Source organism: Streptomyces hesseae (assembly GCF_031845785.1).
Lineage (GTDB): Bacteria > Actinomycetota > Actinomycetes > Streptomycetales > Streptomycetaceae > Streptomyces > Streptomyces hesseae.
In genome coordinates this window covers 16,622-37,574 of the sequence record NZ_JAVRFI010000037.1, presented here as the reverse complement: position 1 = coordinate 37,574, position 20,953 = coordinate 16,622, and the positions used below count along the sequence as shown (strand labels likewise).

Annotated in this window: 17 protein-coding genes and 1 pseudogene; 10 read left to right on the top strand and 8 right to left on the bottom strand. The window is 70.0% G+C overall.

The features are described from left to right. Positions 1–347: 347 nt before the first annotated feature. The 3 genes from RM609_RS32780 to RM609_RS32770 are packed head-to-tail and all read right to left on the bottom strand — an operon-like array spanning position 348 to position 2,787. A complete protein-coding gene (locus tag RM609_RS32780) occupies positions 348–920 on the bottom strand; it encodes a transcriptional regulator (RefSeq protein ID WP_311616040.1) in 573 nt (190 codons plus the stop codon). Beyond that, the gene (locus tag RM609_RS32775; RefSeq protein ID WP_311616038.1) at positions 920–2,506 is read right to left on the bottom strand and encodes a helix-turn-helix domain-containing protein; all 1,587 of its coding nucleotides are present in this window, start codon (positions 2,504–2,506) and stop codon (positions 920–922) included. Before RM609_RS32775 ends, RM609_RS32780 begins: the two co-directional genes overlap by 1 nt. Next, a complete protein-coding gene (locus tag RM609_RS32770) occupies positions 2,503–2,787 on the bottom strand; it encodes a helix-turn-helix domain-containing protein (RefSeq protein ID WP_311616036.1) in 285 nt (94 codons plus the stop codon). Before RM609_RS32770 ends, RM609_RS32775 begins: the two co-directional genes overlap by 4 nt. Positions 2,788–4,019: 1,232 nt before the next feature. Between RM609_RS32770 and RM609_RS32765 the strand changes: the two genes are divergently transcribed. Further along, a complete protein-coding gene (locus tag RM609_RS32765) occupies positions 4,020–4,676 on the top strand; it encodes a rhomboid-like protein (RefSeq protein WP_311616034.1) in 657 nt (218 codons plus the stop codon). Positions 4,677–5,151: 475 nt separating this feature from the next. On the opposite strand, the gene RM609_RS32760 is transcribed toward RM609_RS32765, so the two are convergent. Continuing rightward, complete coding sequence (locus RM609_RS32760) at positions 5,152–5,628, bottom strand: hypothetical protein (protein WP_311616032.1); 477 nt, start codon at positions 5,626–5,628, stop codon at positions 5,152–5,154. A gap of 1,596 nt (positions 5,629–7,224) precedes the next feature. Here RM609_RS32760 and RM609_RS32755 point away from each other — a divergent pair. Continuing rightward, on the top strand, positions 7,225–8,340 hold the full coding sequence (locus tag RM609_RS32755) for a serine/threonine protein kinase (protein ID WP_311616030.1): 1,116 nt from the start codon (positions 7,225–7,227) through the stop codon (positions 8,338–8,340). A gap of 384 nt (positions 8,341–8,724) precedes the next feature. On the opposite strand, the gene RM609_RS32750 is transcribed toward RM609_RS32755, so the two are convergent. Both RM609_RS32750 and RM609_RS32745 read right to left on the bottom strand, forming a co-directional pair. Beyond that, positions 8,725–9,162 carry a nucleoside deaminase gene (locus tag RM609_RS32750; RefSeq protein WP_311616028.1) on the bottom strand — a complete coding sequence of 146 codons (438 nt, stop codon included), beginning with the start codon at positions 9,160–9,162 and terminating at the stop codon, positions 8,725–8,727. After that, positions 9,159–9,971 carry an LLM class flavin-dependent oxidoreductase gene (locus RM609_RS32745; RefSeq protein WP_311616026.1) on the bottom strand — a complete coding sequence of 271 codons (813 nt, stop codon included), beginning with the start codon at positions 9,969–9,971 and terminating at the stop codon, positions 9,159–9,161. The genes RM609_RS32750 and RM609_RS32745 overlap by 4 nt, the downstream gene beginning before the upstream one ends. A gap of 93 nt (positions 9,972–10,064) precedes the next feature. On the opposite strand from RM609_RS32745, the gene RM609_RS32740 reads away from it, so the two are divergent. Then, entirely contained in the window at positions 10,065–10,511 is a 447-nt protein-coding gene (locus tag RM609_RS32740; protein ID WP_311616024.1) for an Lrp/AsnC family transcriptional regulator, read from the top strand. 296 nt (positions 10,512–10,807) lie between these two features. Here RM609_RS32740 and RM609_RS32735 read toward each other — a convergent pair whose 3' ends face one another. Beyond that, complete coding sequence (locus tag RM609_RS32735) at positions 10,808–11,758, bottom strand: SDR family NAD(P)-dependent oxidoreductase (protein ID WP_311616022.1); 951 nt, start codon at positions 11,756–11,758, stop codon at positions 10,808–10,810. Positions 11,759–11,959: 201 nt separating this feature from the next. Between RM609_RS32735 and RM609_RS32730 the strand changes: the two genes are divergently transcribed. From RM609_RS32730 to RM609_RS32720, 3 genes are all read left to right on the top strand, one after another. After that, positions 11,960–12,493 (top strand): hypothetical protein, encoded by a 534-nt coding sequence (locus RM609_RS32730; protein WP_311616020.1) that lies wholly within the window; start codon positions 11,960–11,962, stop codon positions 12,491–12,493. Further along, entirely contained in the window at positions 12,490–15,438 is a 2,949-nt protein-coding gene (locus RM609_RS32725) for an AfsR/SARP family transcriptional regulator (RefSeq protein ID WP_311616018.1), read from the top strand. The genes RM609_RS32730 and RM609_RS32725 overlap by 4 nt, the downstream gene beginning before the upstream one ends. A gap of 67 nt (positions 15,439–15,505) precedes the next feature. Next, a complete protein-coding gene (locus tag RM609_RS32720; RefSeq protein ID WP_311616016.1) occupies positions 15,506–16,120 on the top strand; it encodes a beta/gamma crystallin family protein in 615 nt (204 codons plus the stop codon). 232 nt (positions 16,121–16,352) lie between these two features. Here the strand turns inward: RM609_RS32720 and RM609_RS34575 are convergent, their stop codons facing one another. Further along, positions 16,353–17,006, bottom strand: coding sequence for an HNH endonuclease (locus tag RM609_RS34575; protein ID WP_369016254.1), 654 nt, complete (start codon positions 17,004–17,006; stop codon positions 16,353–16,355). Between the two features lie 523 nt (positions 17,007–17,529). Here RM609_RS34575 and RM609_RS32715 point away from each other — a divergent pair. From RM609_RS32715 to kilB, 4 genes and pseudogenes are all read left to right on the top strand, one after another. After that, positions 17,530–17,778, top strand: a complete 249-nt coding sequence (locus RM609_RS32715; RefSeq protein WP_311616014.1) for a hypothetical protein — start codon at positions 17,530–17,532, stop codon at positions 17,776–17,778. Positions 17,779–18,461: 683 nt separating this feature from the next. Continuing rightward, on the top strand, positions 18,462–18,974 hold the full coding sequence (locus tag RM609_RS32710; protein ID WP_311616012.1) for an NUDIX domain-containing protein: 513 nt from the start codon (positions 18,462–18,464) through the stop codon (positions 18,972–18,974). Between the two features lie 17 nt (positions 18,975–18,991). Beyond that, positions 18,992–19,510: pseudogene (locus RM609_RS32705) on the top strand (P-loop NTPase family protein); the annotation flags it as partial. A gap of 700 nt (positions 19,511–20,210) precedes the next feature. Further along, positions 20,211–20,678 carry a plasmid transfer protein KilB gene (kilB, locus tag RM609_RS32700; RefSeq protein WP_311616010.1) on the top strand — a complete coding sequence of 156 codons (468 nt, stop codon included), beginning with the start codon at positions 20,211–20,213 and terminating at the stop codon, positions 20,676–20,678. Positions 20,679–20,953 lie beyond the last annotated feature (275 nt).

The following is a 20,953-nucleotide window of genomic DNA, read 5'->3' as shown; positions in this document are numbered from 1 at the left end:
CGGCCGCTCTCCTTCGCGGAGAGCGACCGGGGCCTGGCCTGCTGCGGAACGGGCCGGCACCCGAGGCTCTGACGAGCGGGTGCCATGCCATGCCGTATGCGCGGGGCGTCCGGCGCAGCCGTGTCCGGTCAGCCGGTTCTCACCGGCCATGTCATCCGCCGACGCCACGACCAGGGCCGATCCAGAGTTCCCGGACCACGTCACCGGCGAGGACTTCTCATATTCCGTGTCAGATCCCCACTCCGGCGCCCGGCCCCAAAGCCGCGACCAGCACGTTCTCGGAGCATGGCGGCCGCCTGACAACGAACCCGGGAAAATGACACGGAATGTGAGAATCTGCAGAGCTTCTACGCGGCGAAGCCGACGTTGGTGACATACTCGTACTGGCCCCACTGCGAGCCCAGATCGACGATCGTGTCGTCCCAAGCGGCGTCGAGGCCCTGGTGGTCACCGGCCGCCCAGGAGCCGACGATCCTGTCCCAGCGGCGCACATTCACCGTCCGGTATTCCACCACCCGCTGCAACGGCCGTGGTACCTGGGACTGGTCCAGGGGGTGGATCTCCACCCGGGTCCCGCGCCCCTCACGGTTCAGGCGCTTGAGAAGGTGACGGGCCACGTTCTGACGGCGCACCACCCGGTACGCCGCGTCGATCCTGGCCAGGCTAGCCTTCGACGGCGTCCTCTTTCCCTCCAGCCACGCCTTCAGCGTCCGGTCGGTGACCGTCAGCCCGGCGTCCTTGGCGGCCTTCCGGCTCTTGCCCGACCTCGTCAGATAGTGCAGACGCGCTATCCAGCCACGCCTGACAGTCACCGGGGTCGCGATGCCACCCGCGAGCTCATCGAGCTTGCGGGCTACGGCATCACTGCCCCTGATGCCCCGGGCACCGAACTTCCCGAAATCGATGTTCTTCTCCGGCATTACCCCTCCTCTCCCTCCCCTTCCGTTCCAGTGTGCCCGGCGGTACCGGCTCCGGCGGTGTAGGTGTCTTTCACCTTGACCTCGGTAACACCCCGGCCCTCAGGGAAGACACCGCGCCAGTCACCGGTGACATGGAGCTCGTCAGTACCCATCACACGAACGACCATAAGACCCTCGTCGTGGGCCTTGAGCGCTTTGAGCCACAGGTTCGCGAACGCCTGGGAGCGGATGATGTGCATCCAGTCCGGGCGGTACAGCTCCCGGTTGTAATTCGACTCCCCCATCGTCGAGACGAACTTGCTGTACATCGCCTTCACATACTCCAAGGTCACCTCGTCCCCTTGCTCGATCGCGGTGTCGCGGGCGTCCTTCAGGGCGATACGGAACTTCTCCAGCAAGTTCTCCGTGGCACCGGAGGTGTAGGACTCGTGGATCTCCGGCGGCGCGCACAGAGCGTACTTCGGACCGGACAGGCGCAGCAGGAGGCGCAGGGTCGGTTCGGTGACCCACAGGGGGCCTGGTTCGTCCCGGTTTCCGATGGGGTTGGGCAGGACCTGCTCGTGCTCCCATACGGGTGGGGTGATGAGGTGGACGCCGGCGCGGCGGCGGTCGTGTGGGAGGCCGGCGGAGTGCTCGAGCTGGCCGAGGGGGAGGTGGGTTTTGAGGGCGGAGAGGTAGGCGCCGTTGATGTCGAGCGCCGTCACCTCATGCGCGCCGGGCGGCAGCTCGCGGCGAGTCCACTTCGGGCGGGCCTCCCAGATCTGGTCCGCACCGCGGGACGTCTGCTTCTTGAGGATGTCGGGGATCCAGGGGTGGGCGATCACGTCGTAGCGGGCGCCCTTACGGGTCTCGTCCAAAAGGCGCATCGCATCGGGGATCGCCCGCTTCAGCAACGCGGCCGTTGCCGCCTCGACGTCGCCGTGGTGTTCTGCGAGCGCGGCCTGCACCGCCTGGGCGATCAGGTCGACCGGTCCGGACGGTTCCTGGAACGCACGACGGGCCGGTCCCCGGGAACGCTCGGAAGGACGCGTCGTCGTACGCGATGCGTGCGACGACGGCTTCCTGGCCGGGGCGGTCTCAGGTGGGGAAGGTGGCGCAGTGGGCTTGTCGGGCGCGGCAGCGGCGGCCTGGCAGCCGGCCGGGTCCAGGTGCTGGGCGAACCCCGCCACCCGCGTCCTGGCCATGCCACCGCACAGCACGCACGGCTCGGGCACGGCGAGGACCTCCACCTCATCGCCCTCACCGCCTTCTTCGGGTGCCGGGGAAGCCGGAGGACTCTCGGCCGCAGCAGGGGGCTGCGCCACCGCCGGCTCGGCGGCAGGCGGCGTGACCGGGGCGGTGTCGGTGGCGAATTTGGCGGCCAGTCCGTCCAGGAGATACGCGTACTTGGTCCGCATCTCGCCGACCGGGTCCCGGCCGGACTCCCACCCGGCGACCGTGCTCGGGCTCACCCCGAGCGCGCGGGCCACCTGGGCCTTGGACAACCGGGCCCGCTCCCGCAGCTCCTGGCGGACCTGAGGAGAGGGAAGCCCGGCTTCCGGGCCGACAGCGGCGAGCAGCGAGTCGATCGCATCGAAATCACTCACCCGGTCATTCCCTTCTCGGCGTTGGCGGTGCGGCGCCGGGCGGCGGGCAGCGTCTCGCACGCCCGGGTCGGGCCCGCCAGCAGATCCAGCGCAGCGATCTCGTAGTGCTCGGCCAGGACATCGACGTCACGCAAGGTCCACGAGGTCGCCCCCGACTGCCGGCGCGAGACCTGCGTCTGCGTCAACCCCAGCACCGCAGCGATCACCCGCTGCGAGTCACCTGTCGCCTGCATCAACGCAGCCACCGCCAGCCGCAGTGATTCCTCCAAACCCAAACCCATGACCTCTACCATAGCCGAAAATGATGCAATATTTGCATCGGTCATGCTTTGTAGGCGTCGTACATGTGTGTGCCAGGCCCCTCTGACAGGCGGGCGGGATACAGGGCCCCACACGGCTCAGCCACCAGCAGCCCGGGCAGCCACCCGCGGGCAAGCCGGACCAGCCGGGCCAGCCGCAGGCGGGACCACATACTCGCCCGGCCATTCCGACTGCCCTGTGTCAGGGTCTCGCGCATCGCCGAAGCAGCCGCCGTCCCGGCACCGCCTGAGGCCCGGGACGAATGTTCGCGGGTCCGCAACACCAGCACCACCCGGCGCCCACGGCGCTTCCTGTCCACGCGACCAGCACAGGCAGGAGAGCCCGATGAACCGTCATCGCCCCGCTGTCAGGACCGCTCCCCGCGCGCCCGGCCCTCGCCGGCGCCCACAGCCCGCAGCGCCGCCGCGGGTGCCGCGTCCGCCGCAGCCGGGTACGGCGCCGGAGAGCTCCTTCCGCGCGCCGCCGGGCGGGTCAAGAGGCCGCCCGGCCTCCTCACCAGCGGGGAACCGGAGTGCCCAGGTCCGGGCGGGCAGCGTGAGCCCGCCCACCAGCCCGGCGCACGTCCGTCCCGACGCCGGGGAACGCCGGCCCCGGCCGGCCCGGCCCTGCGCCCGCAAACCACTCACAGCGGCCCGGGCCCCGGCGGGGGCGCAAGGGCGTCAAGGAGCCTGCGGACAGCGAGCACCAGATCTTCCTGAGCAGGAGCCACCTCCAGCGCCGCAGCCGCCGGGACAAGGACAGCAGCGAGGCGACCACAGGGCGCCTCCCGCAGCCCGGCCCGGAGCCACGCACCCGACATCCGGCCACGGGCAAGGTCCCCGGCAAGAACACGCTCGCCCGGAACGGGAATCCACACCCGGGCCCGGTACTCCGCCAGGAGCGCCTCCACACCAGCAATGCTCACACCCGCCCAACGACCGGCACAGCCGTCAGGAAGCGGGGCACTTCACCACACGCGTAACGGGCCTGCCCCTCACTCCCCCACGGACCACCGGGTCAGAACACACCACCGGCCAGACCGGCCACGGGCCGACGGCATCAGGGGCGAAGCCCGTCCGGGACCTTGTTTATCCCGGCGTGACGACCGCCCGGGATAGGGTCGTCACCCTCCAGGACGAACGCCTCGGAGCGCGCCCGCCCCCCGGGGGGCGGGGTGACGGCATACGAGCGGATGGCGGCGCAAAAGGTGAAGATGGCGGCTGAGCGGGCCGCGGACCGGTCCGTGGCCCTGGCCCGGCGGCTCCCGGCGACAACCACGTACGTGGCACTGCTCCTGGCCACGGCGGCCTGGCTGGCGAGCCAGCCGCTGCGGGAGCAGGCCCGCTTCATCCGGCACAACAGCAGCAACGTCCACCACCTCGAGGTCGGCAAGTGGTGGACCCTCCTCACCAGCGGCCTCGTCGTGGACGGCGTGCCCGTACTCCTGGGCATCGCGGCAGTGGCCGCGGCACTCGGCATAGCCGAGTGGCGCTGGGGCACACTGCGCGGCATGGGCACATTCCTCTTCGGCCACGTCATGGCGACCCTGCTGACGGAGGGCGTGATGTGGCTGATGCGGCTCGCCCATGTACCGGGAGCCCTCACCCGGGCCCGCGACGTGGGCATCAGCTACGGACTGGTCGCCACCGTCGCCTGCCTGCTGGCACTCTCCAGCCACCGCACCCGCCTCTACGGCCTCCCGGCACTCACCACCTTCCTCACCCTCGCCTGGGTCATCAACCACGAACTGGCCGACGCCGGCCACCTGGTAGCCCTCGGCCTGGGCATCCTGGCCTCACACAGCCGCTGGCTACGCGACCGCAGAACAGCCGGCCGGAACCGGACCATCCCGACAAGCACGACACCATAACCGGCAAGACCCGACAAGAGCCGTGGTCACGGGCCCGCTGCCAGCGCCCCCGCCCCCTGGCGGTCCGCACTCGCCATCGATGCCGCCACCCGGGGACCCGGCGGCGGCGCCGTGCCCGGGCGGAACACAAGCCGTCGACGCCGCACCACTCCGCCCGCCAAAGACGGCCATCCCCGCACCCGGCAAGGCCACACACCGCCTGATGCAGTGCACTTCACCCCAGCACGGGCGCCGCGCTCGGAGCAGCCGCCGACGCCGGACGAGCGACTTCAGGGCGCGGCCGCACGCCCGGTGGTGGTACCGGAGAAAGACGTGGTGGGCGGAGGGCGGGTATTCCTGCCGGAAACGTTCACGGGGGCGCCGTGCAGCGCTCGGGATCAGCATGCAGGCCACGCCGCCGGGAAACGCACGACCGGCTCTCACCCGGCCTGCAGCACACCAGCCCCACACCGCAGCCCATACCCCCGCGGTGTCATCAGTTCAGGCGCTCCGACCAGGCCCACGGGGAACCGTGCCCGCTCTCGAAGAGCCGCGCGATGGCCCACACACCCGAGGAACAGGAGATATTCACGTTGTCCGAGCCGTACAGGTAGTGGGTCAGGCCTGGAGCCGGGACGAAGTGGTTGGCGTCGGAATCCCCGTTCATGCCGGACGTGACGCCAGTGCACGAGTTATAGACACCGACATAGACACGTACGTCAGTGCTTCCGCCCATCCCCATGACGTAGGCGTAGTAACTACCGTCGTACCCGGACTTCACGATGCAGGGCTTAAGACCCCAGCCGTACCAGGGCGAGCCGTCAGTGTTCCCCTGGTACTGGAGGGCACAGCCGTACTGGGTGTCCGCCTGAGCGCTGGCGGTACCCGCGGCGGTGACGGTGGCACCGCCGGCGAACGCGAGAATGGCTGCGGGTACAGCGATGACGCGACGGACTCTGGGGACCTTGAGCATGGTCTCTGTCTCCTCACCAGTGACGGGTCGTGCTGAGACTCAACGCTGGAGATGCCTTCAGGAGCAGCTCCAGCGGACAGGGCCGGGCCTGGCGGCCGAAGCCACTTGTGTCGTGAACACGGTGGCGGTGGTCGCCAGTATGAAGGCCCATCAAAGCTCCGGCGCCGCACGCGCATGTCAGTGTCCGGTCAAAAAATCCCCAACTCCCCTACATAAAAATGGAGTTGGAGAATCCATCTCCTCCAGGAGCAGGCCGCTCGCGACCCGAGGACGAGGCCGCTCCCCACGACCACGGCCACCACGAGCGCGCTGGAGCACTTCCCCGGGAGCCGGACCCTCGTGACCGTACCGACCCTGGACCCACACCGGCGCGACGGAAAAAGGCCGGCGTTCCCCACTCGCCGCACAGGCCCAGCAGCCCACACCAGCCCGACCCGCAGCACGACCCGGCAGACCACGGTCTTCTCCTCACGACTGCCGCCGGGAGAAGAAGACCGTCATCACGGGCGGACGCAGCTGAACTCGGGGATGTGCGTCAGCCGACAACGAAGCGCAGAAACACCCCCACCTCCCGGGCAGCCTGCTGGTTGCCCTCCACCCCAGCCTCCCCGGCCAGGTGCTCCAGCTCTTCCATCAAACCAGCCGAGCCCGCCGAGCCCGCCGGGCACCGGGCACCGGGCACCGGGGCGAAGCAAGCGGGGCAGGAACGGCCCGCTGGATCAAAAGAACCGGTGCTGAGGCTTCGTCGGCCTGGTGGACGGCTGCTTCGCAGCGTTGCGTATCGCTCAGGGTCGAGTTCGGCGATGGCCGCGTGCCGCCCTACAGACGCGCCGGACACCCAGAGGTAACAGACAGACCATCCCGGCTCACCGTGTTGGGCCCATCCCCGCGCATGCGGGGAACAGGTGCGGGCCCCGGGCCCGAGGAAGGGGACCACGGGACCACCCCCACGTGCGGGAAACAGAGCAGGACGCTCTGGACGATCTTGGCCACTCCGGGACCAGCCCCACGTCCGCGAGAAACACGCGTGGCGAACCGCTGGAGCGGCGCAGCGAGGAGGCGCGCGGGCAGCGGCTCGGGGCGCCGCCGGCCGCACTGCCACACCCGATAGCGGAGGCCTGCAGACGTACATCGCCTCCCAACACCGGACGATGAAGGCACAGGCCTATACGGAGGCCTGAAGGCTGCGGCAGCAAAGCCGCACGCGGACCAGCCAGAAGGGCATCCCGCGCGAACCCGGGAGATGGATTGTGCGGCGAGCACATCCCGGAGCACCGGCGCGAGATCCTGGCAGGGTTCCGCACGACCACGCACCGGACCGTGCGATCCAAGCAGACGGCCCCCTCCCCGCACGCGCAAGGGCAAGGAACCGGCAGACTCAGGTCAGTGGGACCATCCCCACCGGCTCCTCCTGGGCGCACGCCGCCTTCCACCGCCATCACGCCCGCCGGGCCCTCCCCCGTCACCTCACGCGCCCCGGGCTTGCCTCTCGTGCTGCGGCCTGGGGGACGCCAGACTGGCCCCTTGCCGCTTCCCGCTTCCCGCTTCCCGCTTCCGGAGAGCGGGCCATGCACGGCATACCCCGAGGGAGGATCAGTGAAGGTCGGTTCCTGGAACGAGTGGGATCCGCTGAGGCACGTCGTCGTCGGCCGGGCGGACGGCACCGTGGTGCAGGCACCCGAGCCGGCGGTCGTCCGGGACTGGCCCGAACACGGCTTTCCGCGCGGAACGCATGGGCCATTGCCCGAGGAGATGACGGCAGCGGCCAACGAGCAGCTGGACAACTTCGCGCGTGTTCTCGAAGAACGCGGCATTCGGGTCGACCGGCCCCGGCCACTGGACTTCAGCCAACCGGTCGGTACTCCCGAGTGGTCCCAGCAGAGCATGTTCGGTGCCATGCCGGTGCGTGACGTCCTGGTAGTGATCGGGAACGAGCTACTCGAGGCGACGATGTCGTTCCGCAGCCGCTGGTTCGAGTTCCTGGCCCACCGGCCGTTGATCGAGAGCTATTTCCGCGCTGATCCGGACATGAGGTGGGAGGCGGCCCCCAAGCCCCGGCTGACCGAGGCCTCGTACCGGCCGGGCTTCTGGGACGAGTACGACACCCTGCCATTCGAGGAACAAATCACCCGGGTCAGGGCCGGGGAGCTGGTGCTGACCGAGACCGAGCCGCTCTTCGATGCTGCCGACATCGCCCGCTGCGGCAAGGATCTGTTCGTCCAGCAGTCCCTTGCCACCAACGGGGCGGGAATCCGCTGGCTCCGGCAGCATCTGCCGGAGCACCGCGTGCACGGGGTGACGTTCGGGAACGCGCACCCCATGCACATCGACGCCACCTGGGTACCGCTGCGCCCCGGCCTCGTCCTGCACTGCGGGGAACGCCCCGCCGAGGAGGAACTGCAGCACCACCTCGAGATCAACGACTGGCAGGTCGTCCAGGCCGCCACCCCCGGGCGGCAGGCCCCGCCGCCGTTGTCCGCGTGCAGCCCTTGGCTGTCGATGAACGTGTTGGTGCTGGACCCCGGGACGGTCTGTGTGGAAGCGAGCGAGATCGCGCAGATGGAACAGCTCGACCGGCTGGGCTTCGAGGTCGTCCCGGTGCCGTTCTGGGACGTGGCTCCCTTCGGCGGCGGACTGCACTGCGCCACGCTCGACGTCCACCGCGAAGGCGCGCTGGAGGACTACTTCCCCCGGCGGTCCGGAAGGTTCTGAGGCTTCTACGGCCGGGGATCAGTGCCCGTGGTGGACGTCCTCGGTGATGCAGGTGGTGTCGCTCAACACGGCGACGTTGGGGTTGCCGCAGTTGTTGCTGTGCCCGGTCGCGTTCCAGGCGGCAACATCGGACACACAGCCCGCCGTCCACCCGCTCGCCGCCCGGCCGGTTACGGTCGACGTGGTCGTACTTGGCCCGGCAGAGTGACTTCACTGCCACGCTACCGATGGGCTCCCCGCACTGATTGGCGCGGCCCGTGCTGGTACTGCTGCCCAGCACCGACAGGACACTGCCCGCAATGTCCTCTGCTGGTACGTGCCTGCACTCGTTGAGCGCGGCGACCTCATCCTGCGGCGGACCTCTGGTCCGACGAGCCGATGTCGTCAGCTCGGCCGGTAGTAGGTATCGATGGGGGCACGTGCCTCGTCGAATAGCGCCGGGCCGTCCTGCGCCACCGTCGGCCAGTCGCCCGACCGTGGGTTGAGTTCGACGAGTTGCTCGGTGGAGAGCGCGTAGACGACCCGGCCGATACCGGAGCGGACGATGCCGCCGCCGCACATGCTGCACGGCTGGCAGCTGGTGTACATGGTGATGCGGGCGGCCGTGTCCGCATCCAGCTCACGGGCCGCCCACCGGGCCAGCTTCAGCTCCGGATGGGCCGTGATGTCGTCGTCCCGCCGGACCGTGTTGTGCGCCTCGGCGAGGATCGCTCCGTCCGGCCCGGCCAGCAGCGAGCCGTACGGCGCGTCGCCCAGCTCCACTGCGCGCGCCGCGATACCGATGGCGCGCCGTAGCAGCGCCTCGTCAGCAGGGGTGATCACGCCGTCATCCTCCATTGGTCGGCCACCGCCGCGAGCGCCCGCCACGCGGCCTCGGGCCGATGGATCTGGGCCGGGTCCCCGTGGTACGGGTCGAGTACCACCGTCTCGGCGCCGAGCTCGCGAAGTTCCCCCAGATCACCCACGATCTGCTTCAGGTCCCCGACGCCGGCGGGCCGTTCGGGCTCCTCGGCCGGAGCGTCGGTCAGCCGCAGCGCGATCCGTGGCGCGAACCCCGGCAATGCGTTGTCCGTGAGGACCGACCGCATTCGCGATACCGGAAGCCTTAGCGGATGCCAGGCATCGCCGAACCTGGCCGCCCGCCGGATCGCGGCTGCGCTGTGCCCGCCGACCCAGACCGGAGGAGCGACGCCGCCCTCCGCCTGCCATGCCTCCCGCACCACACCCAGGTACTCGTCGGTCAGCCGGCCCCGCGCGCCGAACGGTACCCCGAGCGCGTCGAACTCCTGCCTCGCCCACCCGATCCCCACCCCGAGCACGAACCGCTCACCGCTGAGCCGTTGCAGGCTGCTTGCCATACGTGCCACCAGCAGCGGGTGCCGGTACGGCAGCACCAGCACGGTTGTGCCCAGCCGCAGCCCGCCGTCGCTGATTCCGGCCAGCCAGGACAGCGTGGTGAACGGGTCGTAGAACGGTTCCGGATATCGCTCCGCCACATCCGGGGTGACCGCCACATGGTCCGACACCATCAGCAGGTCGTATCCGAGGCCCGCCACGACCCGCGCCCACTCGCGCAGTACGCCGGGGTCGGTCCCGGGCCCGAAGTTCGGTACGTTGACGCCAAGTTGCATACCCCGAGGTTATTCCAGCGATCATGCCGCAGTGAACCGAATTCTCCTGGTGGTCCCTGCTGTTCACAGCGAACTTCCCGGTAATATGGCGTCATGGCCGTGAACCTCGACGACATCGACTGGGCGATCATCGAGCAGCTCCAGCAGGAGGCCCGCATCTCCCTCAGCGAGCTGGGGCGCCGCGTAAGCCTGAGTCCGTCGGCCACGACCGAGCGGGTGCGAAACCTGGAGTCGCTGGGCGTCATCACCGGCTACCACGCCTCCGTGGACCTGGCCAAGGTCGGCTACCCGGTGCTCGCCGTCGTCCGCCTGAAGTACCCGGGCAACCGCCACCAGCCGCTGCACCATCTCCTCGCCGAGCGCCGCGAAATCCTGGAGTGCCTGCGCACCACCGGCGACGACTGCTACACCCTGAAAGTGGCCGCGACCTCCATGGAGCACCTGGAAATGCTCGTGGACGAGCTGGCCGGCTTCGGCAGCACGACCACAAGCGTCGTCTACAGCCGAACGCTGCCCCATCGGGGACCTAACCGGCCCTGACAAACAGCCGGCCCACCGCCGCATTCCCGCAGATCGGCAGTGGAGTGCCATTGCGGTCTGCGGGCACCGGCCCGGACAACGCCCGCCAGGCCAACCCCCGCCCTTTGGAAGCGGCGGTCCACCGCCCACGGCCGTCCGGATCGAAGACGTCCGCGACCGCCGACGCGACCCGGCAGCCGCCCGCGACGCTCTCGGCCTCGACGGCTTCCACCCACGCGTCCAAGCCGTCGTGTTCCACACCCCTAGATGCCCAGGAACTGCGCGACAACCTGTTGGCCAACGCGCGCGTGCCTGGGCTATCCGGAGATGGTGCTGAGGTCGGCGCCGGTCAGATCGCAGCTCGCGTCCCACAACCGTGCCGCGACGTAAGGGTCGGCGAGGTGGTTCCACACCGGTTCATGTCGGGGCTTGCCGCGCAGGCCGAAGACGCGCGGTCCCCACAGCTGGCCTCCGCGTACGGCAGGGTCGAGCACCGCTCGGACCGCAGGCCATGCGCCGGCGTGCTTGCCCTGGACGAGGAGAGCCGCAGGTGCCGCGCTCAGCCGTGCGCCGGTAGTTCGCACATGGACCGGTGGCCGTGATGGGGTGAGGGAGTCCAGCGCGCCGCCGGGATGGACCACCACGCTTGCCACCGGGCTGCCGGCAGCGCGCAGGCGGCGGTCGAGTTCGACGCCGAAGTACATCTGTGCCAGCTTGGAGCGTCCGTAGGTGCGCTTGGGCTCGTAGTCCTTCCGGGACTGCAGGTCGTCCAGGTCGAGCCGCTCGGACTTTGCCGCGAAGCTGCCCATGGTCACAACGCGGGCCGCCGGCGCAGCCGACAGCAGCGGCATCAGCCAGTGGGTCAAGGCGAAGTGCCCGAGGTGGTTTGTCCCGAACATGAGCTCGTGACCGTCCCCGGTCTCCTGTCGCGGCGGGTCGTCAAGCGCGACGCCGGCGTTGTGGACCACCGCGTCAAGACGCTCTGCCTCCAGCGATTCCACCGCTGTTTCCAGCGACGAGAGGTCGGCGAGGTCCAGCCGTACCGCCCGTACCCGTGAACCGGGGACACGCGCTCGGATCGAGGCCGTGGCGGCCTCGGCCCTGGCGGGATTCCGGCTGCCGAGTACGACGGTGGCTCCGGTCGCCGACAACTGCTCCGCGACGAAGTACCCGATGCCGGCGTTACCACCGGTGACCAGGAAGACGCGGCCATCGGCACCGGGTAGCCGTTGGACATTCCAGGGCGGGGTGGAGGACGTGGATGACATGGCGACGGTGCTCCCTTGCTGTTGAAGGAGGCTGCGGCTGCTCCCTCTGGCGTCGATGACGAATTGGCGCAGGCCCACGTTCCCCCCAGCGCCTCATCCCCGATTGTCCGTTCACCGGTTGTTGACCGTTTGGCGAACGGCACCCGTGATGGTCGAGACCAGTACGCAAAGGGCGTACCAATCCACCGGAAAGGTCTCGCAATGTCGCCGAGAACAAACCGCCCGATCTTCACCCGCACCGCCTCCGTTGCTGCCGCCGCCCTCCTCGCCGCCACCGGGCTCCTGGTCACCGGCGGGGCGGCCCACGCCGCCGTGCCCGTCGCCGCCTCCGACACCCTCGTCAACGGCGGCACCCTGGCCCCCGGCGCGGGCCTGACGTCCGGTGACACCCACCTCGTCATGGAGCGGAACGGCGACCTCGCCCTCTACACCACCGATGCCGACGGCACCCAGAGCCAGCAGCCGCGCTGGCACTCCGGGACCACCGGCGAGGGCAACAAGGCAGAGCTGCGCGCCGACGGCAACCTCGTCGTCACCGCCCCGGACGGCGGCGCGCTCTGGCAGAGCCGGACCGGCAGCGACGACTGCCGGCACATGCCGTGGACCAAGCTCACCATCCGCTCCGGCGGCGACATGTCGATCCTGGCGACGACCAACAGCGAGGCCCCCTACTTCGTCCAGCTCTGGTCGGCCTCCTACGGGCTCCAGTTCCCCTGCGGTTCCTCCGCCCGGTGAACACCCCCGCCCCGGGACTGGGATTCGCCCTGCTCGGCCCGGTTCGGGCCTGGTGCGACGGGGTGCCGGTCGACCTCGGGCAACCCCGTTCGCACGAGGTGTTGGCGGTGCTGCTGGCCGCCGCCGGCCGGACGGTGTCGCTGCCGCTGCTCGTGGACGCCGTGTGGGACGAGGGCGACCGGCCGTCCCGTCCGGAACACTCGGTCCGTACCCATGTGTGGCGGCTGCGCCGGGCGTTGGCCCGGCACACCGCCGAGCCGTTGCTCGTCACCGTCGGCGACGGAAGGAACGGGGGGTACGCGCTGCGCGTCCCCGCCCATGCCGTGGACACCTGGGCCTTCGAGCGCGCCTCGGCCCGGGCCGAGGAGATCCGGGCCTCCGGCGGCACCGCCTGGCAGGCCCGCGAGGCCCTCACCGGCGCGCTGGAACTGTGGACGGGCGAGCCACTGGCCGGGCTCCACGGACCGCACGCCCGGACCCTGCGCGCCCGCCTCCAGCAGGCGCGGCAGTCCCTGCTGGAGTCCCGGCTCGGCCTCGACGCCGAGCTCGGCGACCGGCCCCGCCTGGCCGCCGAAGCGAGCACCCTGGTCATGGAGTTCCCTGCCAGCGAGCGGCTGCGCGCGGTGCAGATGCTGGCGCTGTACCGCGCGGGCCGCCAGGCCGAGGCGCTGGGCGTCCACGAGGACACCCGGCGCCACCTCGGCACCGCGCCCGGCGCCGAACTGGCCACGCTGCACCAGCGGATCCTGCGCTCCGACCCCACCCTGCGGCTGCCCGAGGACAGCGGACACCGGCCGCACACACCCGGCTCGGGCGGCGCCTTCCCCTCCCCCGTCCCCGGCTTCACCGGGCGCGACGAGCAGCTCCGGGACCTGACCGGGATGCTGACCAGGACGGACGCCTCAGCCGTCGTCGTCTCGGCGGTCAACGGCATGGCGGGCGTCGGTAAGACCACGCTCGCCGTGCACGCCGCGCACGGCCTCGGCGACGACGCGTTCCCGGACGGACGCCTGTACGTCGACCTTCGCGGCGCCGACGCCGAACCCCTGCACCCGCACCACGTGCTGGAAGGATTCCTGCGGGGGTTGGGCGTCGACGACGAGGACGTCCCCGACGACGCCGACGAACGCGTCGCGCTCTACCGCACCCTGCTGGCCGACCGCCGGATGCTCCTGCTGCTGGACAACGCAGCCTCCTGCGAACAGCTCAGACCACTGATCCCCGGCGCCGCCGACTGTGCCGTCCTGGTGACCAGCCGCGCCTGGCTCACCGGACTTGCCGGTGCGCGCCACCTGCGGCTGGACGTCATGCCGCCCGAGGACGCCCTCCACCTGCTGCGGCGCACCATCGGCGACCGCTCCGTGGACGCGGAACCGGAGGCCGCCGTCGCGCTCGTGGCCGCTTGCGGACACCTGCCGCTCGCCCTGCGGATCGTCGGCTCCCGCCTGGCCGCCGAACCCGGCCGGCCCTTGGCGGACATGGTCCGGCGGCTGGCGGACGAACGTCGGCGCCTGGACGAACTGCGCACCGGCGACGCCGCCGTGGACGCCGCTTTCGAGCTCTCCTATGCCACCCTCACCCCCGAACAGGCCCGTGCCTTCCGGCTGTTGGCCGTCCCGGATGTCCCCGACCTCGCCCTGCCGAGCGCGGCCGCGCTGCTGGGGCTGGGCACCGAGGAGGCGGAGGAGCTCCTCGAATCCCTTGTCGAACTCAACTTGCTGGAGTCGCACCGCTTGGACCGCTACCAGTTCCACGACCTCGTCCGCGCCTTCGCCCGGGCCCGGGTTGCCCGCGAGGACTCCCCTGGCACGACGACCCGTGCCCTCGCCGGCTTGCTGGACTTCTGTCTGGCCACGGCCCGCAACGCCGACACGGTCGCGCACTCCGCCGAGCCGGACGAACGCACGCTCATCGACGTCGTACCGGTCTCCCCCGGGATCACCTTCACCACCGCCCGGGAGGCCACCGACTGGATGCGCGAGGAGACCACCCTGCAACGGGCGCTGATCGCCCGTGCCTGCGCCGCCGACGACGGCCTGCCGCTGTCCCAGGCCGCCGATCTCCTCGACCGGCTCAACACCGTGCTCTCCGGCATCACCCACCTCGCGGCGGTGTCGGAACAGGCCCGGCAGGTCGCCGAGGTCGCCGCCCGGCGCGGCGACCGGCCGTCCGAGGCCCTCGCCCGATACGTGCGCGGGAACGCGCTGTGGCACGCCAATGCCTTCCCTGAGGCCGAGACCGAACTCCACCGCAGCCTGGAGCTCTGCGACCACGACGCGGACCTGCGGCTGTGCGCCTCGGCCCATCTCACGCTGTGCGCCCACGCCCGGGTCCGCGGCCGCTTCGACGACGCGGTCGCGCACGGGGAGGCGTCGGTGCGGTTCTTCCGGATGCTGGGCGCGGTGACCGCCGAGGGTACCGCACTGGGCGAGCTGGCCTTCAACTACGCCCGTCAGGGCCGCCTTTCCGAGGCGCGGGCGGCGGCCGGGCGCGGCGTGGAGCTGCTCGGCGGGCGGGAGTCGGTGTCCAAGGCCATCGGCCTGTACTACCTGGCCCGGGTGCTGCGCCTGTGCGGGGACCGGGACGAGGCGCTGCGCCGGGCCGACGCCGCCCTGCCGCTCTTCCGCACCCTGAACGTGTCCTCCTTCGAGGCCGCGTCGGGCAACCTGATCGCCGAACTCCACGCCGAGGAGGAGCGGTACGCGCTCGCGGCGCAGACCGCCGAGACGTTCCTGCCGCTCGCCCGCAAGGTCAGCGTGATGCTGGAGGGCGGTCTGCTCCGGACGCTCGGCCGTAGCCTCGTCCACCTGGGGCAGCAGGCCCGCGCCGGCGCCTGTCTGCGGGCCGCGCTGGAACTCTTCGAGGGGCTGCGGGCCGAGCAGGACGCCGCACAGCTCCGCCGGCTGCTGGACGAGCACGCAACAGCGCCGTTTATCGCGCGGTGAACGCGGGGCGGCAGTCTCTGAGGCACAGCAAGAACCGCCACCCCGACCGTCCCCAGGAGGAACTCCCATGAAGACCGCTCGCACCCTCGTCACCCTCGGTCTGGGCACCCTGGCCACCTTGGCCGCCGTCGCCTCACCCGCCGTCGCCCAGGGGTCCGGGTCCGGCCAGGCCAAGGCCGCCCAGCACTGCGTCGTCGACACCGAGAACGGCGGCACCTCCTGCTTCTCCACCTACAGAGAGGCCATCTCCTTCGCCACCAAGGGCCGGGTCGCCGACGCCCCCAACGACACCCGGGCCGCCGCGCACGACACGAAGCTCCAGGAACGCCTCAGCGGTCCGCGCAGCGAGCACGGTGCCAAGCTCTCCAAGAACGTCATGAACGCCCGGTCCGCCGCTGCCGCCGAGTACCGGGTCCTCGGCACGGTCTACCGTGACAAGGACTTCGGCGGCGGCTCCTACACCTACAGCGGCAGTGTCGGCTGCGGCTGGCGCTACCCCGAGTTCGCTGCCATGGCCGACGGCTGGAACGACCAGGTCAGTTCCGTCTCCTCCGGCCAGTGCGACGTCACCCTCTACCAGCACGCCAACTTCCTCGGCTTCAGCCAGACCTACCGCGGCAACGTCCCCTACATCGGCGATGCCATGAACGACCAGGCCAGCTCGGTCAGCTTCGACCGCTGACCCGCCCCCACCACTTTCCTCGTAGCCCCGCAACGGGGCTCCCGGCCTCTCGAGCCGGTGACACCCCCCTGCCGAACGCATGGCCGGGGGGTGTCACCGGCTTCAGAGGCATCGACAGACCGCTGACCAGGGACGTGGCCACCGGCCTCTTCAGAAGCGGGGAGGCTCTTTGCCATGTGGATGTGGCGATCGATGCCGTGCCCAGTCCGGGCGAGCACGACCGGCAGCGTAGCTACCTCGGGGAGACCGCAGGCCGGCTGTCCTGCGTCCGCTCCCAGTCGGCATGCAGGTTCGAGGCGGCCTCCCTCAGCCACTCGGTCAGCTCGGCCCTGTCCGCGCCATGCGTTTTGTTGCTGTGGCAGTTCGGGCACAGGGCGATCATCGCCGCCGGGTGGTCGCGACCGCCGGCTGCGTGGTCATCAATGTGGTCGACTTCCAGTAGCGGCTCCCCAGCCCGCGTGCGGTACGGAAGATCCGGCAACAGGCACCTCGGGTTCTCGCACCGTCCCCCACTGCGAAGGATCACCGCGCGACGTGCAGCCGGATTCCGCACACGACGATTCCCCGATACCTCGCGCCGCTCCTGATCCCGCCCAGATTCCTCCCACACGTCCGCTTTCCTGCACAACACCCTGTACTCCGCCACCGGCGACAGCCGAGCACGCAACCTCCTCGGCGCGTACGGCTCGGGAATCAGCCGACGGTCACCCGGCACTGGCTGACCGCCTGTCGCCACGCCAGTCCCTGCCCATGCGGCTTCGAGCCGAGCCTTGGCCCGAGCGACTTCGTGGCGGTCCTTGACCACGACCGTCACCCTCCGCCCCTGCCGAACCGCTTCAATCGCAGCCGCCAGGTAGCTCTCGGTCTTCCCCGCCCCTGTGGACATACTCATCGCGGTCTTCACGCCCAGACCGAACTGGCCGATCACGCCCTGGCGGCACGATCCCATGCTTCGGGCGTCCAGTCGTCTCCCTCCAGCACCCGAAACATCCGGCATTCGATCATTCACCAGCCACGCCGGAAGCCCCAGAGCATTCCCCACCGTCCACGCCCCCTATATCACTCGATCACCAGCCAGGACTCCACCGTGCCACACGCCACTGACAACGACCTGTGCCCAACTACCGTCGGGCGTGGGGTGCCGGTCATCTCCACCGCGCGGAGGCGGCATCGTGCTGCGGCAGATGGGCTGGTGGACCCGCCGCGTGTGGAACGGCGGTGAGGGACAGGGACGCCTGGCTGCGCTTCGAGGACGAGTCCGGTCAAGGAATACGGCCCTCGAAAGCCCGCGCCTGGCCCCCCGGCAGCGTCACGCTTCTGGTCAGGATTCGCGGCCGTGGCTCGGGGCGGGGCTGCCCGGCCGGCATGGTCTGCCGCAGACGCGGGACACGCACCCGGCTCATCTACCGGTGATCGTCCACCACGGCCGGGTCCACGAGAAGGAGGACTTCCGCGAGGACGGCTTCGCCCACCTGCTGGACACCGTGCATCAGCAGGTGGGCGGAAACACCGTGTTGGTGCGGGACAACGCGAAACAGCACACCGACGCACGGTTGCGCCGGCTCCTCGGGAGCCGTAGCAGCTGGCTGACGGTCTTCCACGGCTACCTCCGCATGCGCCATACCTCAACCCGGCCGAGGGCGTGTGGGCGCACCTGAAACGGATCCTTGCCAATATGGCCGTCTGCAGCATCGGCACCCTCTCCGGCCTGATCCCGCTCGCTCTTGTGACCGGGAGAACGAGAGCCGGCGGGGTGCTTCCGGTCACCTCCCGCGCGGAACTCGGCTATCCCGTCAACCTCTCATCTCATCTTCCCTTAAGTGGAAAGGATGTTGGTATTCCCGGGGCGTGCGTCGTGTCGGTACGGTCCCGTGTGAGCTCACTCATGGACGCCTGCGCCCTCACCTCCGTCGTTCTCCACTACAAGCAGCGCACGACAGCACGGAAGAAAAGCTGACCTGTTGAGCCCCACCGACATAACCCGCAGACACGCTCTCACCGCCGCGGCCGGTGTCACCGCCGCCGCAAGCCTCGACTCCGCCGGACTCCTCGCCACCCCGGCTGTCGCCGCACCGCAGCCCCTCAGGGACAACGGGCTGAAGGGGGCCCTGCGCCACGCCGAAGCCCGGCGCCGCCGGCTTCTCACCAGCCGGCCGTCCGCCAATGGATGGGAAACTGCTGACCGGCCGTCCCACCGCCGCAATGCCGCGCGCCGCCGAACCGCTCGAGACCCTGAACCTGTGGTGACCACACAGCAGGGCCGACGGCCTCGTCACCCTGACCGGTAAAGCCTCGGAAAACGCAGGACGAGCCCCCGTCCGGTGCGACTACCGTACGGGCGATGACGACCCAGCAGCCCGTCGACGGCTTCTATCTCCGCAACGCTGCCTCCGGCCTCGTCGTCCGCGACGGGCACGTACTCCTGGTCCGCGGAACCTGGCCCGACCCCGAGTCGGAGACCTACTGGCTCCCCGGCGGCGGCCAGCATCCCGGCGAGACGCTGGCGGCTTGTGCCGAGCGCGAAGTCCTCGAAGAGACCGGGGTCCGCGTCACGGCCGGCCAGATGCTCATGCTGCGCGAACACATCGCCGGCAACCACCCCGAGAGCAACATTCCGCGGGACACGGGACACCACCGTGTCGAGATCGTCTTCTGGTGCGAGATCCTCCACGAACCCGACACCCTCGGCGGCACCAACCACGACGACTCCCAGACCGGCGTCGAATGGGTCCCACTCGACAAGATCGCCAGCCTGCCGATGATCCCACCGTTCCTTCAGCGCCTACTCCCGGGGCTCGCTGCTCAGGCCGCGGCCGGGACGGCGCACTCGTTCTACGCCGGAGACGTGGAGTGACCCCCGCGCCCTACAACGTGCTTCGGCCGCTCGGCACGGAAGAAAGCCGACTGGTCATCCTGCGGGGCAACTCGGCAGTAGGCAAGACCTCGGTCGCCGCCGAGCTGCGCGACCAGTACGGTCGCGGCATCGCTCTGGTCGGCCAGGACAACCTCCGCCGCGTGATCCTGCGGGAACGCGACACCCCCGACGGCGCGAACATCGGCCTCATCGACCTCACGGTCCGCTACGCCCTCGACCATGGCTTCCACGTCGTTCTCGCGGGCATCCTCTATGCCGCGCACTACGGCCCGATGATCAACGCCCTGATCCGCGGTCACCGCGGCCATACCCACCTGTACTACCTGGACGCCCCCTTCGAAGAGACCCTGCGGCGGCACGCCACCAATGCCCAGGCCAGCGAGTACGGCGAGCAGGAGATGCGGGACTGGTACCGGCCGCAGGACCTGCTGTCCGGCGGAGTCGAGACCGTGGTCTCCGCAGCGAGCACCCTGGCCGAGACCGCGAAGCGGGTGATGCTCGAGTCCGGCCTGGCCGCGGACGGCGCTCGCCGTGCCTGCAACGCGCTTCTGGCCGATCGCGAGGCTGGCTCCTGGAAACCCACGATCGCCGAGCAGGACTTCGCGGAAGCCTTGGCCCGGGGTGATCTGTCGGGTGCGCAGCTGCGAGCTGGGCTTCGTGAAGCCCCGGTCGGCCAGCTCGGCGCCCTGATCAGTCAGGCGACCCCCGTGTTCGAAGGCACCCGAGAGGACCAGTCGGTCAGGGATCTAAGGCTGTCCCTGCGCCGGCTTCTGGACGACGTCGCACCGCTACCGTGATCGCCCGGACGGCGGCTGCCCTGCCGGAAGAGCAGGTGCAACGCACGGTGGAGGGGTGGCCGCGATCTCTGTGAACCGGCTCGACGCGAGAGGCGGGCGCAAGGTAGTCGCCCGCCGAGAGGGCGTCGAGCAGCCGTTGGGCACGGCCTATCAAGATCGTGATGTTGTCGAGTTCCTGCGGTCTCTCGCCGGTCGTGCACTCTTGGTCCAGGCGGGCTGAGGCGGTCGGGTGTCACGGCCCTGGGACTGGTAGGCCCGCATGTTCCGGTGTCGCGTATTCGTCTGGCGAGCCGGGCTCTAGTCATGCTGAGTGGGCTTCGCATCGGCTCCAGGTTCCTCTGGCGGCGGCGGTCCGGCCCGTTCGCCTGGTCCCCGGCTGGGGCTGCGCGGGTGCACGTCTGCGTGGTGAGATGTGGACATGGAGGCTGTGCTGGCCAGCTTGATCGCTGTCGCTGGAACCCTGTTGGGGTCAATCATCACATTTACCTTCCAGCGCCGTTCCAGTGCACAAGCAGAAGTCTTCGCCCGCTCTCTGCAGCTGCGCCAGGAACGTCTGACGACTTACAGTGCCTACGCAGGAGCTGTTACGGCACTCAAGCAAGGGACTGTCGCCCTCTGGTTCTGCCTGCAGGAAGACGCCGACAGCCCTGAGACGCGACACGCGTTCACAGAGTGCGACCGACTTGGCGCCACCACAGAGAATGCCCAGTTCCGAGTCCGGCTCCTCACCGAAGACGCCATGCTCGTCGCCCTTGCCGCGTCGGCCTTCGACGCGATCGGCCCAATCCGTAGTGCATCAACGAGAACCGAGCTGGCTGAACGCGAACAAGAGCTGCAGGACGCCCTCAACGCCTTCATCACCGCCGCCGCTGTCCAGATCCATTGACCCACAAGATCTGGGCACGCCCTCCGGCCCACGGGAGACGTCGCATGTTCAGGTGTTGCGTGACCATCCTTCTATGAACTGGACTAGCGCGGGGCGCCCCCCTGCACAGGGCGGGACTGCCGGACGCCGAGCAGCTGCTGGACGACCCCGAGACCGTGGAGTGGCTCGTCGATCCCCCACATGATTGGACTGCGGCCTGACGCCATCCTGGCGCTGCGCTGCCGCTCTGCCCTACTGCTCCTGCCAGGGCTGCCCCTCCCCCATCTCCGAAGGCT